Annotated in this window: 13 protein-coding genes; 9 read left to right on the forward strand and 4 right to left on the reverse strand. The window is 33.4% G+C overall.

Annotated elements, in window-relative coordinates; all coding sequences use genetic code 11:
- The first annotated feature begins 13 nt into the window (after positions 1 to 13).
- The 5 genes from HNP99_RS04205 to HNP99_RS04225 all read left to right on the forward strand — a co-directional run bounded on the left by HNP99_RS04205 (position 14) and on the right by HNP99_RS04225 (position 6,794).
- Entirely contained in the window at positions 14 to 988 is a 975-nt protein-coding gene (locus HNP99_RS04205; protein WP_173851598.1) for a PorP/SprF family type IX secretion system membrane protein, read from the forward strand.
- A 924-nt stretch (positions 989 to 1,912) separates the two neighbouring features.
- Complete coding sequence (locus HNP99_RS04210; protein WP_173851600.1) at positions 1,913 to 3,100, forward strand: phosphoglycerate kinase; 1,188 nt, start codon at positions 1,913 to 1,915, stop codon at positions 3,098 to 3,100.
- 108 nt (positions 3,101 to 3,208) lie between these two features.
- Positions 3,209 to 4,996 carry a LysM peptidoglycan-binding domain-containing protein gene (locus HNP99_RS04215; protein WP_173851827.1) on the forward strand — a complete coding sequence of 596 codons (1,788 nt, stop codon included), beginning with the start codon at positions 3,209 to 3,211 and terminating at the stop codon, positions 4,994 to 4,996.
- Between the two features lie 361 nt (positions 4,997 to 5,357).
- Positions 5,358 to 6,293, forward strand: coding sequence for a DUF4837 family protein (locus HNP99_RS04220; protein WP_371810432.1), 936 nt, complete (start codon positions 5,358 to 5,360; stop codon positions 6,291 to 6,293).
- Positions 6,294 to 6,347: 54 nt separating this feature from the next.
- Positions 6,348 to 6,794, forward strand: a complete 447-nt coding sequence (locus HNP99_RS04225; RefSeq protein WP_173851604.1) for a GNAT family N-acetyltransferase — start codon at positions 6,348 to 6,350, stop codon at positions 6,792 to 6,794.
- 82 nt (positions 6,795 to 6,876) lie between these two features.
- Here the strand turns inward: HNP99_RS04225 and HNP99_RS04230 are convergent, their stop codons facing one another.
- From HNP99_RS04230 to rnpA, 4 genes are read right to left on the reverse strand one after another with little or no spacing between them, the layout of a single operon-like run.
- The gene (locus HNP99_RS04230; RefSeq protein ID WP_173851606.1) at positions 6,877 to 7,683 is read right to left on the reverse strand and encodes an OmpA family protein; all 807 of its coding nucleotides are present in this window, start codon (positions 7,681 to 7,683) and stop codon (positions 6,877 to 6,879) included.
- Entirely contained in the window at positions 7,683 to 9,320 is a 1,638-nt protein-coding gene (locus tag HNP99_RS04235) for a S41 family peptidase (RefSeq protein ID WP_173851608.1), read from the reverse strand. Before HNP99_RS04235 ends, HNP99_RS04230 begins: the two co-directional genes overlap by 1 nt.
- A gap of 3 nt (positions 9,321 to 9,323) precedes the next feature.
- Complete coding sequence (locus HNP99_RS04240) at positions 9,324 to 10,148, reverse strand: DUF4349 domain-containing protein (RefSeq protein WP_173851610.1); 825 nt, start codon at positions 10,146 to 10,148, stop codon at positions 9,324 to 9,326.
- Positions 10,149 to 10,190: 42 nt separating this feature from the next.
- Positions 10,191 to 10,571: a ribonuclease P protein component gene (rnpA, locus tag HNP99_RS04245; RefSeq protein WP_173851612.1), complete on the reverse strand. Its 381-nt coding sequence runs from the start codon at positions 10,569 to 10,571 to the stop codon at positions 10,191 to 10,193.
- Positions 10,572 to 10,696: 125 nt separating this feature from the next.
- Between rnpA and HNP99_RS04250 the strand changes: the two genes are divergently transcribed.
- The 4 genes from HNP99_RS04250 to HNP99_RS04265 all read left to right on the forward strand — a co-directional run bounded on the left by HNP99_RS04250 (position 10,697) and on the right by HNP99_RS04265 (position 13,759).
- Positions 10,697 to 11,431, forward strand: coding sequence for a lysophospholipid acyltransferase family protein (locus HNP99_RS04250; protein WP_173851614.1), 735 nt, complete (start codon positions 10,697 to 10,699; stop codon positions 11,429 to 11,431).
- Positions 11,432 to 11,442: 11 nt separating this feature from the next.
- Positions 11,443 to 12,435, forward strand: coding sequence for an acyl-ACP desaturase (locus tag HNP99_RS04255; protein WP_173851618.1), 993 nt, complete (start codon positions 11,443 to 11,445; stop codon positions 12,433 to 12,435).
- An 87-nt stretch (positions 12,436 to 12,522) separates the two neighbouring features.
- Positions 12,523 to 13,176, forward strand: coding sequence for an HD domain-containing protein (locus tag HNP99_RS04260; protein WP_173851620.1), 654 nt, complete (start codon positions 12,523 to 12,525; stop codon positions 13,174 to 13,176).
- 160 nt (positions 13,177 to 13,336) lie between these two features.
- Entirely contained in the window at positions 13,337 to 13,759 is a 423-nt protein-coding gene (locus HNP99_RS04265) for a hypothetical protein (protein WP_173851622.1), read from the forward strand.
- Positions 13,760 to 13,782 lie beyond the last annotated feature (23 nt).

Here is a 13,782-nt window from a genome sequence, read left to right on the forward strand (position 1 = left end):
TAAATATACAATCATGAAAAAAATACTAATATCTTTTTTACTTCTGGCTGTAACCACATCAGGTTACAGTCAAGAGTTAAACTTGCCGGTTTTTACGCAGTACCTTGCTGATAATCCTTTTATAATCTCGCCTGCTTATGCTGGTATTGGAGATAATCTTAGAATTAGAGTCAATGGATTGACGCAATGGGTAGGTATAAAAGATGCTCCAGACAATCAATCTCTTTATGCTGATTTTAGAGTTTTAGATCGTTCTGGTGTAGGAATCTCATTGTACAATGATAAAAACGGTTATACACGTCAAACAGGTGCTAAGGTATCTTTTGCGCATCACTTGATCTTAGATTATTACTCTAAGCAATATTTATCATTTGGACTTTCGTACAATTACAACAATTTCAAAATTGATATTAACGAGTTTAGACCGGATTATGAGAACCCTGTTTTAGACCCTAGTGTAACGGATAATCGTTTCACTACAAATAGTAACTTTGATGTAAGTGCATTGTATCGTAACAAAGGTTTTTACGCTGCTTTTAATGCAAGTAACATCTTAGATAAGAATACGACTAAATTCTCTGGTGTAGAGCCTAATTTACTTCGTAATTACCAATTGTATTCCGGTATGGTTTTCAAAGGAGCCACTAATCGTGAAGAGTTTGAACCATCGGTTTTTTATCAATATTTTGCAAGTGATAAACGTTCTAGTACGGATATCAACTTTAAATATAGAAAATACAATCGTTACGAAGATTACTACTGGGTAGGAGCTTCGTACCGTTTCTTAAATGACCAACCTATGAAACCCCTTAACCTTGGGCCAATGGTAGGTTTTATGAAATCTAAGTTCTATTTTGCTTATTCGTACCAAGTAACCTTAAACGGACTTGCATCTTATAATTCAGGAACACACATGATTACATTAGGATTTGATTTCTTACAAGGAATTAGTAACTGTCCTTGTACTGAAGGGCCAGTTCACGACTAATCTTAATTTTATTTTTAATAGTAAAAGATGCGGTATTGTAGTTACCGCATTTTTTTTGTGCCCAACTTTTTTATTGTTAACAAAGTACACTGCTACTTTTAAAACAATGCAATCATCACAGCTTGTCAGGTTGAGCGGAGTTGAAACTTTCTTTAGTTTTCATTTATCCAAACCGTCAAAGCTTGTCAGGTTGAGCGAAGTCGAAACCCATTGTTTAATTTACATATTTCTACATTATCACTTCACTAAAAAGCCAAGTGTTATTTCTTGTCAAGTTGAGTGGAGTCGAAACTTTCTTTAGTTTTCATTTATCCAAATCGTCAAAGCTTGTCAGGTTGAGCGGAGTCGAAACCCTTTCTTATTTTTGTTTACCCATAAACGAATCATTACAGCTTGTCAGGTTGAGTGGACTCGAAACCCATTGTTTAATTTACATATTTCTACATTATCATTTCACTAAAAACCCAATCGCTATTTCTTGTCAAGTTGAGCGGAGTCGAAACTTTCTTTAGTTTTCATTTATCCAAACCGTCAAAGCTTGTCAGGTTGAGCGGAGTCGAAACCCTTTCTTATTTTTGTTTACCCATAAACGAATCATTACAGCTTGTCAGGTTGAGCGAAGTCGAAACCCATTGTTTAATTTACATATTTCTACATTATCATTTCACTAATAACCCAAGCGTTATTTCTTGTCAAGTTGAGCGGAGTCGAAACCTTTTTTATACTTCCTAAATATTTTTGCCTCCCTTTATTAAAAGTTATTTTGCTTTGACGTCTCATTATTTTACTATTATAATTTTTTGTAAAAATTATAACGTTTTCGTAAATTTTTAGCAGTGTTTTTTGAATAATCCCAATTTATAACTACTTCAAAAAAGCTATATTTGTTGTTCAGTCAATAAAAAACTAAAAAACTATACTAATATGAAAACGTTAAAAGATTTTAATTTTAAAGATAAAAAAGCAATTGTCCGTGTGGACTTTAATGTTCCTTTGGACGAAAACTTTAAGGTTACTGATGCAACACGTATCGAAGCTGCAAAACCAACTATTGATGCTATTCTTGCACAAGGCGGAAGTGTGATTTTAATGTCGCACTTAGGAAGACCAAAAGGGGTTGAAGAAAAGTACTCTATGAAACATATTTTGGCTACAGCCTCAAAAATTCTTGGAGTAAATGTGGAGTTTGTTTCTGATTGTGTTGGTGAGCAAGCAACTCGTGCTGCAGCTAACTTAAAGCCAGGTTCGGTTTTATTACTTGAAAATTTACGTTTTCACTCTGAAGAAGAAGCTGGAGATGTTGCTTTTGCAAAAGCGTTAGCTTCTCTTGGAGATATTTATGTGAATGATGCTTTTGGAACGGCACATAGAGCGCATGCTTCTACAACAATTATAGCACAGTTTTTTCCATCAGAAAAATGTTTTGGTAATCTTATGGCTAAAGAGATAGAAAGTTTAAATAAAGTGCTTAAAAATAGCGAAAAACCCGTAACGGCAGTTTTAGGTGGATCTAAAGTTTCGTCTAAAATTACTGTTATTGAAAACATTCTTGACAAAGTAGATCACATGATTATTGGTGGCGGAATGACATTTACTTTTGTGAAAGCACTAGGAGGTAAAATAGGAGATTCTATTTGTGAAGATGATAAAATGGAATTGGCTTTAGAGATTTTAAAATTAGCGAAAGAAAAAGGAGTTCAAATTCACATTCCAGTTGATGTAATTGCTGCTGATGATTTCTCTAATACAGCCAATACAAAAGTGGTTGATGTAAACCAAATTCCTGATGGATGGCAAGGACTGGATGCAGGTCCAAAATCATTAGCTATTTTTGAAAAAGTGATCATGGAGTCTAAAACCATTCTTTGGAACGGACCACTAGGCGTTTTTGAAATGGAAAGCTTTGCAAAAGGAACTATTGCTTTAGGAAATTATATTGCAGCCGCTACTGAAAAAGGTGCTTTTTCACTTGTAGGTGGGGGAGATTCTGTGGCTGCTGTAAAACAGTTTGGACTAGAAGATAAAATGAGCTACGTTTCTACTGGAGGTGGTGCTATGTTAGAAATGTTAGAAGGAAAAACTCTTCCTGGTATCGCTGCTATTTTAGACTAAGTAGTTCATTTGTAAGTAGAATTTAAATATTTTTTTAATTTCAACGGCTGGTTTTGTAAAAAAAATGGTATAATTGCCTTATATAAGCCTACTGTTGAAATTAAAACTATATTTTTGAAAAATACCACTATTGCCCTATTGTTAAGTGTTTCGCTATCTTCATTTGCGCAACAATTTGCCCAAAATAAAGATGTTAATACACAAGAAATTCCGCTTTCCTATCTTGATTCCTTAAAAACTACTTTCGTAAAAGACAACATGGCACTTTGTGTCGATAGCCTCTGGATGAATGAGTTAACCAATCTGGATTTATATAACGAGATTACCACTGATATTGAAAATGTCGATCTAGACAAAAAAGTGGATTACGACTTACCTACAAGTCTGTTAAAATCGAGATTGAAAGCCATGAATGCTAAATCTCCTTTCAGGATTGAATACAACGAGAGTTTAGAGAACGTCATCAAATCCTATTTAAAATACCGCAAAAAATCTTTCGGTCGATTGATGGGTTTATCCCAATATTACTTCCCCATTTTTGAAGAGGCTTTCGCCAAAGAAAATGTTCCACTAGAAATAAAATACCTTGCCATTGTTGAATCGGCTTTAAATCCAAAAGCAGTTTCTAGAATGGGTGCTACCGGACTTTGGCAGTTCATGTATCAAACTGGAAAACAATATGATTTAAATATTGATTCTTACGTTGATGAACGTAGTGATCCATTAAAAGCAACTGCAGCTGCTGCACAATACATGTCCAGAATGTATAAAATTTTTGGAGATTGGGAACTAGTTTTAGCTTCTTACAACTCTGGTCCTGGAAATGTTTCTAAAGCAATTAGAAGGTCTGGCGGAAAGCAAAATTATTGGAATATTAGAAAAAAATTACCCAAAGAAACACAAGGATATGTGCCTGCTTTTTTAGCCACTATGTACTTGTATGAATACCATAAAGAACACGGAATCGTTCCTGATGAAGCCGTAATGCAACATTTTGCTACAGATACTGTGATGGTAAGAAAGCAACTGTCCTTTAAACAAATATCTGATTTATTAGATGTTCCTGTTTCACAGCTTCAAGTACTGAATCCATCTTATAAGTTAAATGTGATTCCGCATTACAATGATAAAAACCACTATTTAAGATTACCAAATGCTAAAATCGCTGTTTTTGTTTCTAATGAAGAAAAAATTTATGCTTACGCCGATTATCTGCAGGATTTAAAAGAACATCCGTACAATCGATCACGGTTAAGTACGAACAGTTCCTCATCAAGTAAGAGTGGTAAGAGAGTCGTTGAACGTAATACCAAGTATTATAAAATTCGTCGTGGTGATAATTTAGGGTCAATCGCTAAAAAATACCATGTCACCATTACTAATCTAAAAAAATGGAATAATTTACGCAGTAATAAAATTGCATCTGGTAAGCGTTTAAAAATTATTACCACAAGTATAAGTTATCAAAAGACAGAACCCAAGGAAGTTAATAATCAATTGGTAGCGAAAAATAATGATATTCTAGCGGTCTCTGAAATGGTAAATACAAACTATACCGTTCAAAAAGGGGATGTGTTAGGTACCATTGCAAGTAAATTTAATACGTCAGTTACCGACTTAAAAAAATGGAATAATCTAAAAAACAATACCATTGCCCAAGGAAGTAGATTAATCGTTGCACAAAAACAAACCGCAGTTACTGATACAATCCAAACTAAAGCAACTTTAAAAGAAAATACTGCTGCAAACCAACTTACTTATTCGGTAAAAAGAGGAGATTCTTTGTATAGTATTGCAAGAAAATATCCGGGAGTTTCGATTACAGATTTAAAAAAATGGAATAATATTAAGGGCGAATCTATTAAACCAGGTATGAAATTAAAAATAAGAAGTTAAGATTATAACAAAAAAAAAGGGGTTTCATTCTAGAATGAGACCCCTTTTTTTATGAATAAAATATATTTGCTCTGAAGCAGACCATTTATTGAAGAACCGAATTTGTAATTAAAAATCCTGAGGTAATTAAATAACTAATTTTTTACTAAAATTAGTTGTAATTCCGTAGGTTAGATTATTTTTTACAGCTATGTTGCTAAACTTGAAAAATTGGAACGATATTAGTGGTAATAATTTCGAGCCCAGTATAATGTTAAAAATTAACAGTTAATACATATAACTAGTTTAAATTAGGGCTGCTATTTGTAATTTTATAATAATGAGTAAAGTTCGTTTTTTGTTTTTTTTAATACCTCTTTTTTTGTTTTCTTGTAAGCAGGAAGATAGCATTGCACTTAAAAACACCTCAGGTAAAATCAATACCATTTCGATTATTATCGATGATCAATTATGGAATGGTGAGGTAGGAGATAGTATTCGTAATAAATTTGCTGCTCCCGTAATAGGTTTACCCCAGGAGGAGCCGTTATTCACTATTAATCAATATCCGGTGAAGTTGATGGAAGGCTTTATGACGGACAGTCGAAACATTATTTTGATAAAGAAAGATACTGAAAATCATTTCCAAATTAAAGAAAATATATACGCTAAGCCGCAAAATGTCTTTTGCATTTCTGGAAAATCTACAACAGCAATTTTAGAATTAATAGAAAATAAAACGCCACAAATTATTCAAACCATTCGCGATTCGGAGATTAAAGAAAGTCAAACATTAAACCGTAAGACGCTTCTTGATACCAAAAAGCTCACCGAAAAGTTCCAAATTAGTATGGCGGTACCTTCGGATTATCAATATGTAGTTCAAGAGCCGAAATTTATTTGGTTAAAAAAAGAAATTATTAGCGGCAACACCAGTATCCTGATTTATGAGGTGCCGTTAAAATCGCTGCAAAATGCTAATAATTTAGTGGGTAATATTATTAAAAAGCGCGATTCTATAGGTAGTTTGTATATACATGGTAAAGAACCCAATACAGATATGATTACTGAGGAAGCTTATTCGCCCTATTTTTTCCAAATTAAACTTGATGGTAAGCTTACATATGAGATGAAAGGAACTTGGGTACTGAAAAACGATTTTATGTCAGGACCCTTTATCAATTACAGCATTATGGATCCTGATAATAACCGAGCTTTGATTATTGAAGGCTTTTGTTATTCTCCTTCCAAAGAAAAAAGAGATTTAATGCACGAATTAGAAGCAATCATCAAATCAGTTGCAGTTATTAAAAGATAATTATTAATTTGGTCGTCATAATTATTGCAATACACTAATCTAAAAAAAACATCCATGGCACTACAGTGGAAAATAAAGCCTTTTGAGGCACTTTCAGTAAATGAGTTGTATGATTTGCTTAAACTACGAAGTGAGATCTTTGTAGTCGAGCAAAACTGCGTCTATCTTGATCTGGATGGTAAAGACAAGGTTGCTTTGCATTTGTTTGCTGAGTTTGAAGGCAAGGTTGTTGCGCATGCACGGCTATTTAAACCTGGAATTAGTTTTGATAATGCTTCAATTGGTCGCGTAGTTGTCGATGCAAACTACCGTGATCGTAAATGGGGTCATGATTTAATGCGCGAAGCAATTGCTGGTGTAGCGCATCATTATGGAGAAAGAAAAATCACGATTGGTGCACAATTGTATTTAAAAAAATTCTATGAGAGTCATGGTTTTGTGCAATCAAGCGAGATGTATCTTGAAGATGACATTCCGCATATCGAAATGATTAAAGAATAATTTTTATTAAAAAAAATGCTATTGATAACAGCCTTTTCGATCTATCATAATTTTCAATATTTTAATAAGGAGAGCTGGCGATCTATATTTTAGTAATTAAAAACTCTACTCTACGATCTAATTCGCTTCCTTTATTAAGTGTGAATTTATTTCCGTAACCAATGTAAGTCATTCGTAAGCTATTAATTTTTTTAGCTATCAAGTATTTAAAAACAACTTTAGCTCTGTTTACAGATAACTTTCTTTCGTTTGTGGCTTTATCAACAGCATCGGTAAAATCTTTTGGGGTGCAGCACACGTGGCCTCTAATTTCAAATTCTATTTGCTTATTTTTATTTAGGATGGAAGCAATTCGGTCCAATTCTTTTTTGGCTCTAAGACTGAGTTGGCTACTGCCCATGGAAAAAAGTATGGTTTCTAAATAAATACGATCGCCTACTTTATGGTTTTCTTTTATATAATTGTAAATACCCTTACCAAAACTATTTTTTTTGACCAGTAACAAATCAACACGCCTGTTTTTAGTACGTGCCTCAGCCACTTTTGAGTAATCGTCTTTAACTAATAAAACCCTTCCTTTGCCTTCTATAACAACAATTTTGCTTTTGTCAAAACCATTCGAGGATAGTAATTGCTGCACAGTATGAACTCGATCCTCAGATAATTTATAGTTGTAATCATTATCACCGCGATCGTCGCAATACCCATAAATTTGTACCGCCTCTATTGTTGTGGTATCAATTTTAACTAAGAAATCGATGATTTGTTGCTGCTGTTTGCTGTCAAGATCATACCTGTCAAATTCAAAATAGACGCTTTCTGTTTTTTTATCCTGAGCACTTGTAAAGCCCACGAACAAAAAGCATACTATTTTGAAAAACCGTTTCATTATTGTTTCAAAATTTTCTTGTAGCCTTCACTATCGTTTAAGATGGTCACTGCTCTTTTAATTTCGGCACTATTTGTTAGGTAATATTGGTAAAGTCCTTCTTGATATTGATACCGTTTTATAAGTTCATCAGTAATCATTTTACTAATTTGATCTTGATTTTTGTCCAATAGTGTTTCTTGACTTTTTTGAAGTGCCGTTAATAATTGGTTGTATTCGTTTTGGATCGTGGCCTCTATTTTTTCTTTTTTGGCTACAGCCAAAGTTTTTCTCAGCGCAACTTCTGTTTCAGTGTCAAAAGAATATTTGTCGGTTTTTAAAAATTGTTTAAAATCCTGATAGTCGGTAGCTGTTATGGTTGGAATCTTGCTGCCTAAATCTGGGTTCTTGTAATAATATTTAGTAGCATAATTAAATATTCCGTCATTTTGCTGTAACGCATTAGTGATCGTATTACTCGTTAATTCATCTATAATGACGTCAGGTAAAATCCCTCCTCCATCGTAAACGGTTCTGCCTTTTCGGGTTTTAAAGGCGTTGTAATTTTTTTCTTCAGTTCTAATTGCAGCACCATTTTTATCTTTATGTGCGTAATCTAGTGCTTGAATACATCTTCCTGATGGGGTGTAATATCTAGAAATAGTAACTTTTAATTGGGTATCATAGGTTAGGTTTATCGGTTTTTGTACTAGCCCTTTTCCGTAACTTCTACTCCCCATTATTACAGCGCGGTCTAAATCTTGTAATGCTCCAGAAACAATCTCTGATGCCGAAGCGCTTTTTCCGTTTACAATAATCACTAATGGTATTTGAGTATCTACAGGGTCAAAAGTAGTTTTATAGACATTGTTGTGTTTCTCAATCTTAGATTTTGTGGTCACAATAATTTCGTCTTTGGCAACAAATAAGTTGCAAATATTTATGGCTTCATTTAACAAACCACCAGGATTACCTCGAAGATCTAAAACGATTCTTTCAGCGCCCTGTTTTTTTAGTGTTTCAAGAGCAATTCTAGTTTCATTAGACGCTTTTTTATTAAAATGTTCTAAAACAATATATCCAGTTTTGTCATCAATTTTACCAAAAAAGGGAACCGACTTGATTTCAACTTCATCCAAAACAATCTCGGTGCTGTTTGTTTTTCCTTGACGAATGTATTTTACGGCTATTTTAGCATTTTTAGCCCCTTTTAATAATTCCGAAGCATCCTCTTTAAAGTCGGCAAGAACGACATCACCTATTTGGATTATAACATCGCCTGGCTTAAAACCAGCTTTGTCAGCAGGAAAGTCTTTGTAGACTTCGCGAAGCATAATTTTACCATCTTTACGGCTAATCATAGCACCAATCCCGGTGTATTCTCCCGTATTGTTGATTTTGAATTTCAATACATCTTGCTCGTTAAAGTAAACTGTATATGGATCTAAACTACTTAACATAGCGCCTATAGCCTTGTCCATCAACTCTCCAGGATTGGTCTCATCTACATAATTTGTATTGAGTTCCTTGAATAAAGTCGTGAAAATTTCGATTTGTTTAGCAACTTCAAAAAAGTCGTTTTTAAAGCTTACGCCAACAAATAAAAAGCCCGAAGCGACAACAGGAAGGATGAATTTTTTTTTAAAGAAAGAATGCATTGTTTATGATTTTTTTGTCTTAATTTTTTTTCGAATAAAATACAGTACCACAATAGTAATAATTAAATAGGGCCAAACGGATAGCAACCAAATAAACAATCCTGAAAGAGAATTGAATCCAGAAGTTATGGCGGTCCAAATCTTAGTGCCATAGGAAACGGTTGCACCACTTTCTTGGGCTACAGTTTTATAGAACTCGATTGTAATGGTGCTAAATGCAACACGATTTTGCAAATAATTTAAGGAAGCTTGTTTGGCTTCTATTTCTTCTCGAATGAGGGATAGTTGCGTTTCAATTTCTAGCATTTCAGTTACTTTTGTTGCTTTTTTAAGCAATTCAAGATAACGATTTTCCAGTGTTTTTTTAGCGTTTAATCGCGCATTGATATCAATATACTCAGCTGTTACGTCTTCGGAAGTGATTTCTTTAGTATCAAAAAAGCGTACTCCTTTAGTGATGTTGGTCATGAATACATCAAATTTTTGAGAAGGAATTCTAATAATTAACTTTCTGAAAACACTTTCATAATCATTGCCCTCAATATCACTTTGAATAGTACCGCCGTTTGCAGTAATATTTTTTATAATTTGATTGTAAGTAGCGCCTAAGTCTTTTGTTTCAAAACGAAGGTTGCCTTCTTTAATGATTTTTGGTTCAATTGCTTCAGTAGGTTTACTTGGACTTGCTAGATCATTTTGAGTAAATTTTGATTTCTCTGATTTTGGCGGGAGCATTATCGCTTGTACTTTAGAATCGAAATTGTTTTCGGCTTTTTCACAACTAAATAAAGACAGCGATAAGAGAAGAAAAAAGAATATTTGCTTCATGAAATGTATTTTTATAGGTTAAAAATACAAAAAATAGCTTCGCTAGTCGGCTTTTTTTATTTGAAGTAGGAATTTTTCAAAAAGCTGAATCGTTTTTGTGTTGATTTCATCATACGTCAACCGGTCTTTTGTTTGGTAAAAAAACATAAAAGCATACGGTTGATCAAGGTTGTCTATAAGCAAGTGTTTGTTAAGACGGTAAGTTTCTCTAAGGATGCGTTTAAAGCGGTTTCTATCAACAGCTTTTTTGAAGTTTTTTTTAGAAACAGAAACACCCATTTTTATTTTTTGATCTTCAGCTAAAGGGGTTGCGCAATAAACTAAACGTAAAGGATATTTAGAAACTGACTTGCCCTCTGAGAAGAGCAAACCTATGGTTATTTTACTTTTTAATTTTTCGTCTTTTGGGTAGCTAAAGTTCATTGGTATAAAGAAAGGATACTAATTTTTAGATGGCAAAGGTACAATTAAACGTCAAACCTATTATTGTTTCATAATTAAATAGCAGTAAAAATATATTTATTACTTTTGTGGTTAATTTTTCAAGCATGCAAAAACTGATTTCCTATCCTATATCGGTAATTTATTACCTACTTTTTAGTCTTACATTAATTATTTTTCATCCTATTCAATGGGTTTGTTTTAATGTTTTTGGCTACCAAGCCCATAAAAAAAGTGTAGATTATTTGAATTTTTTTCTAATAAAGTGCACCAATCTTGTGGGGACACGGTACAAGTTTGATGGTATTGAACGCATTCCTAAGAATGTACCTATCATTTTTGTATGCAACCATCAAAGTATGTATGACATCATTGCGATGATTTGGTTTTTAAGACGTTTTCATTGTAAATTTGTAAGTAAAAAAGAGTTGGGCTCTGGAATACCTAGTGTTTCTTACAATTTGACTCACGGTGGTTCGGTTTTAATTGATCGAAAAGAACCAAAACAAGCGCTACCGGCAATAAAAGGTTTGTCTGAATATATTGAAAAGTACAATCGTTCGGCAGTAATTTTCCCAGAAGGAACACGTAGTAAAACGGGTCACCCTAAACCTTTTGCTCAAAGCGGACTAAAAATATTATGCAAATATGCGCCCAATGCGTATGTCGTTCCAATAAGCATAAACAACTCTTGGAAAATGGTTAAATTTGGTTTTTTCCCCGTTGGTTTAGGAAATCGCCTTACCTTTGCAATACACAACCCATTAAAGGTAAGTGAATTTGACTTTGAAGAGTTAATAGAAAAGGCTGAAAGTGCCGTAGTGAAAGGAATAAAAATTTAAAATATAATAAAATGTCTATAAAAAACATTCGATTAGAAGTAATGCAGTTTTTAGAAAAAAACGTGGACAGCTTTGTTGATCAATACTTAATACCTGTTGAGAAAATCTGGCAGCCATCTGATTTTTTACCTAATTCTGAAGGAGATAATTTCTTTGAAGAAGTGAAAGAACTTCGCGAAATAGCTAAGGATTTACCATACGATTTTTGGGTAACTCTAGTAGGTGATACCATTACTGAAGAAGCTTTGCCTACATATGAATCATGGTTAATGGACGTAGAAGGAATCGATCAAGTAGAAGGAAAAGGAAATGGTTGGTCTAAATGGATCAGGCAGTGGACTGGAGAGGAAAATCGCCATGGTGATATGCTTAACAAGTACTTGTATTTGTCTGGTAGAGTAAATATGCGTGAGATAGAAATGACAACGCAGCACTTAATCAATGACGGTTTTGATATTGGAACAGGTTCTGATCCTTATAAAAACTTTGTTTACACTAGTTTTCAAGAATTAGCAACTTATGTTTCTCACAATAGAGTAGCGCAAATGGCTAAGAAATACGGTGATAATAAATTGTCAAAAATGTGTAAGATGATTGCTGGAGATGAAATGCGTCACCACCATGCTTACAGTGAATTTGTGACTAGAATTTTTCAAGTAGACCCAAGCGAAATGATGCTTGCTTTTCAATATATGATGAAGCAAAAAATTGTTATGCCGGCTCATTTCTTGAGAGAATCTGGACAAAAAATAAGTACAGCCTTTGAACAGTTTTCTGATTCAGCGCAACGTATTGGGGTTTATACCGCACACGATTATGTTGATATCATGCAAAAATTGATTGATAAATGGGAAATAGATAAAATTACGGGTTTAACAGATGAAGCCGAAAAAGCACGTGACTATCTAATGAAATTGCCCGGAAGAATGGCAAGAATCTCTGATAGAATTGTAATTCCTCAAGAGTCACATATCTTTAAGTGGGTAGAGCCAGCAAGATTGTAATTTTATTAATAAATAAAGAATACTAAATGTTGATTGGTAAGGTGTTAAATCCTTATAAATCAACATTTTTTTTAAAAAATAAATAGCATGAACAACCACGATATCGTTAGCAAGACAATCACTTTTGTTAAAGAAAAACTTCAAAATGCCGAAGGCGGTCACGACTGGTTTCATATACAAAGAGTGTATAAAAATAGCTTACTAATTGCTAAAGAGGAAGTGTGTAACTTGACAGTTGTACAACTGGGCGCTTTATTGCATGATATAGCAGATAGTAAATTTCATAATGGTGATGAGACTGTTGGGCCTAAAACAGCACGTGCCTTTTTAGAATCAGAGGATGTGGATGAGGCAATTATTAATCACGTCATTAAAATCATAGAGAACATCTCTTTTAAAGGAGGTAATTTTAAAAAGGACTTCTCTTCTATTGAGTTAGCTATTGTTCAAGATGCAGACCGTTTAGACGCGATAGGTGCTATTGGAATTGCTAGAACATTCAATTATGGTGGATTTAAAAATAGAGCGTTGTATGATCCTAATATTGCTCCAAATACGCAAATGACAAAGGAGGAATATAAGAACAATGATTCGCCTACATTAAATCATTTTTATGAGAAACTGTTGTTGCTAAAAGATAAAATGAATACGAATTCAGGAAAAGCAATTGCAGCTGAAAGACACCGTTATATGGAAGGTTTTCTTTCGCAGTTTTATGCTGAATGGGATGGGGAGAAGTAATAGTAAAGACGAGTACGAGGTAGTCTGCTGATTTTATCAGTTAGAATGAATTCGAAATGCAATAGTGATTCTCGACTCCGCTTGAACTGATAAATTAGACTTTTTTATAAATAGTATTACTATGGATTTTTACGTGTTTAAAACTAAAAAAAGGCTAATAATGAAATTTAGTTTACTACTGTTTTTAATGTTTACTGTTTTAATTTCATGTAGTTCGCAAAAGAAACTTCAAAAGTTTAATGTAACAAGTTACAAAAAAGTAAATAGCGATTACCAATATGGTGGGGAGAAATTGAAATTCAAAGAGAATGTCTATACTCCAATTTTAACTGTGGTATATAGTAATGAAAAACTGGTTTCCTTATTGCTGTTTAAGTCCGAAGGTGGTATAAATTATAGCGCTAAAGATTTAGATGCAGACACTGTTTTTAAAAAACTACTAAACATTCCAGATATAAGAACCGTTGCAATTTATGAACAAATCATTGAAGATAATAAGGTAAAGTATCCCATTTCTGGGATTAATAAAGATGCTGTTTTTTCAATTAGAAACGATAGTTTGTTCATTTATAATAAATTATGATTTTTAGTCGAAAAGTACTACGG

This window comes from Flavobacterium gelidicaeli (genome assembly GCF_013294005.1).
Taxonomy (GTDB): Bacteria; Bacteroidota; Bacteroidia; order Flavobacteriales; family Flavobacteriaceae; genus Flavobacterium.

Excerpts from the sequence above, each read along its gene's own strand:
- HNP99_RS04230 (WP_173851606.1), bottom strand. The coding sequence starts at position 7,683 with ATGAAACGGTTTTTCAAAATAGTATGCTTTTTGTTCGTGGGCTTTACA.
- HNP99_RS04250 (WP_173851614.1), top strand. The coding sequence starts at position 10,697 with ATGCAAAAACTGATTTCCTATCCTATATCGGTAATTTATTACCTACTT.
- HNP99_RS04205 (WP_173851598.1), top strand. The coding sequence starts at position 14 with ATGAAAAAAATACTAATATCTTTTTTACTTCTGGCTGTAACCACATCA.
- HNP99_RS04260 (WP_173851620.1), top strand. The coding sequence starts at position 12,523 with ATGAACAACCACGATATCGTTAGCAAGACAATCACTTTTGTTAAAGAA.
- HNP99_RS04235 (WP_173851608.1), bottom strand. The coding sequence starts at position 9,320 with ATGCATTCTTTCTTTAAAAAAAAATTCATCCTTCCTGTTGTCGCTTCG.
- HNP99_RS04265 (WP_173851622.1), top strand. The coding sequence starts at position 13,337 with ATGAAATTTAGTTTACTACTGTTTTTAATGTTTACTGTTTTAATTTCA.
- rnpA (WP_173851612.1), bottom strand. The coding sequence starts at position 10,571 with ATGAACTTTAGCTACCCAAAAGACGAAAAATTAAAAAGTAAAATAACC.
- HNP99_RS04225 (WP_173851604.1), top strand. The coding sequence starts at position 6,348 with ATGGCACTACAGTGGAAAATAAAGCCTTTTGAGGCACTTTCAGTAAAT.
- HNP99_RS04210 (WP_173851600.1), top strand. The coding sequence starts at position 1,913 with ATGAAAACGTTAAAAGATTTTAATTTTAAAGATAAAAAAGCAATTGTC.
- HNP99_RS04255 (WP_173851618.1), top strand. The coding sequence starts at position 11,443 with ATGTCTATAAAAAACATTCGATTAGAAGTAATGCAGTTTTTAGAAAAA.
- HNP99_RS04240 (WP_173851610.1), bottom strand. The coding sequence starts at position 10,148 with ATGAAGCAAATATTCTTTTTTCTTCTCTTATCGCTGTCTTTATTTAGT.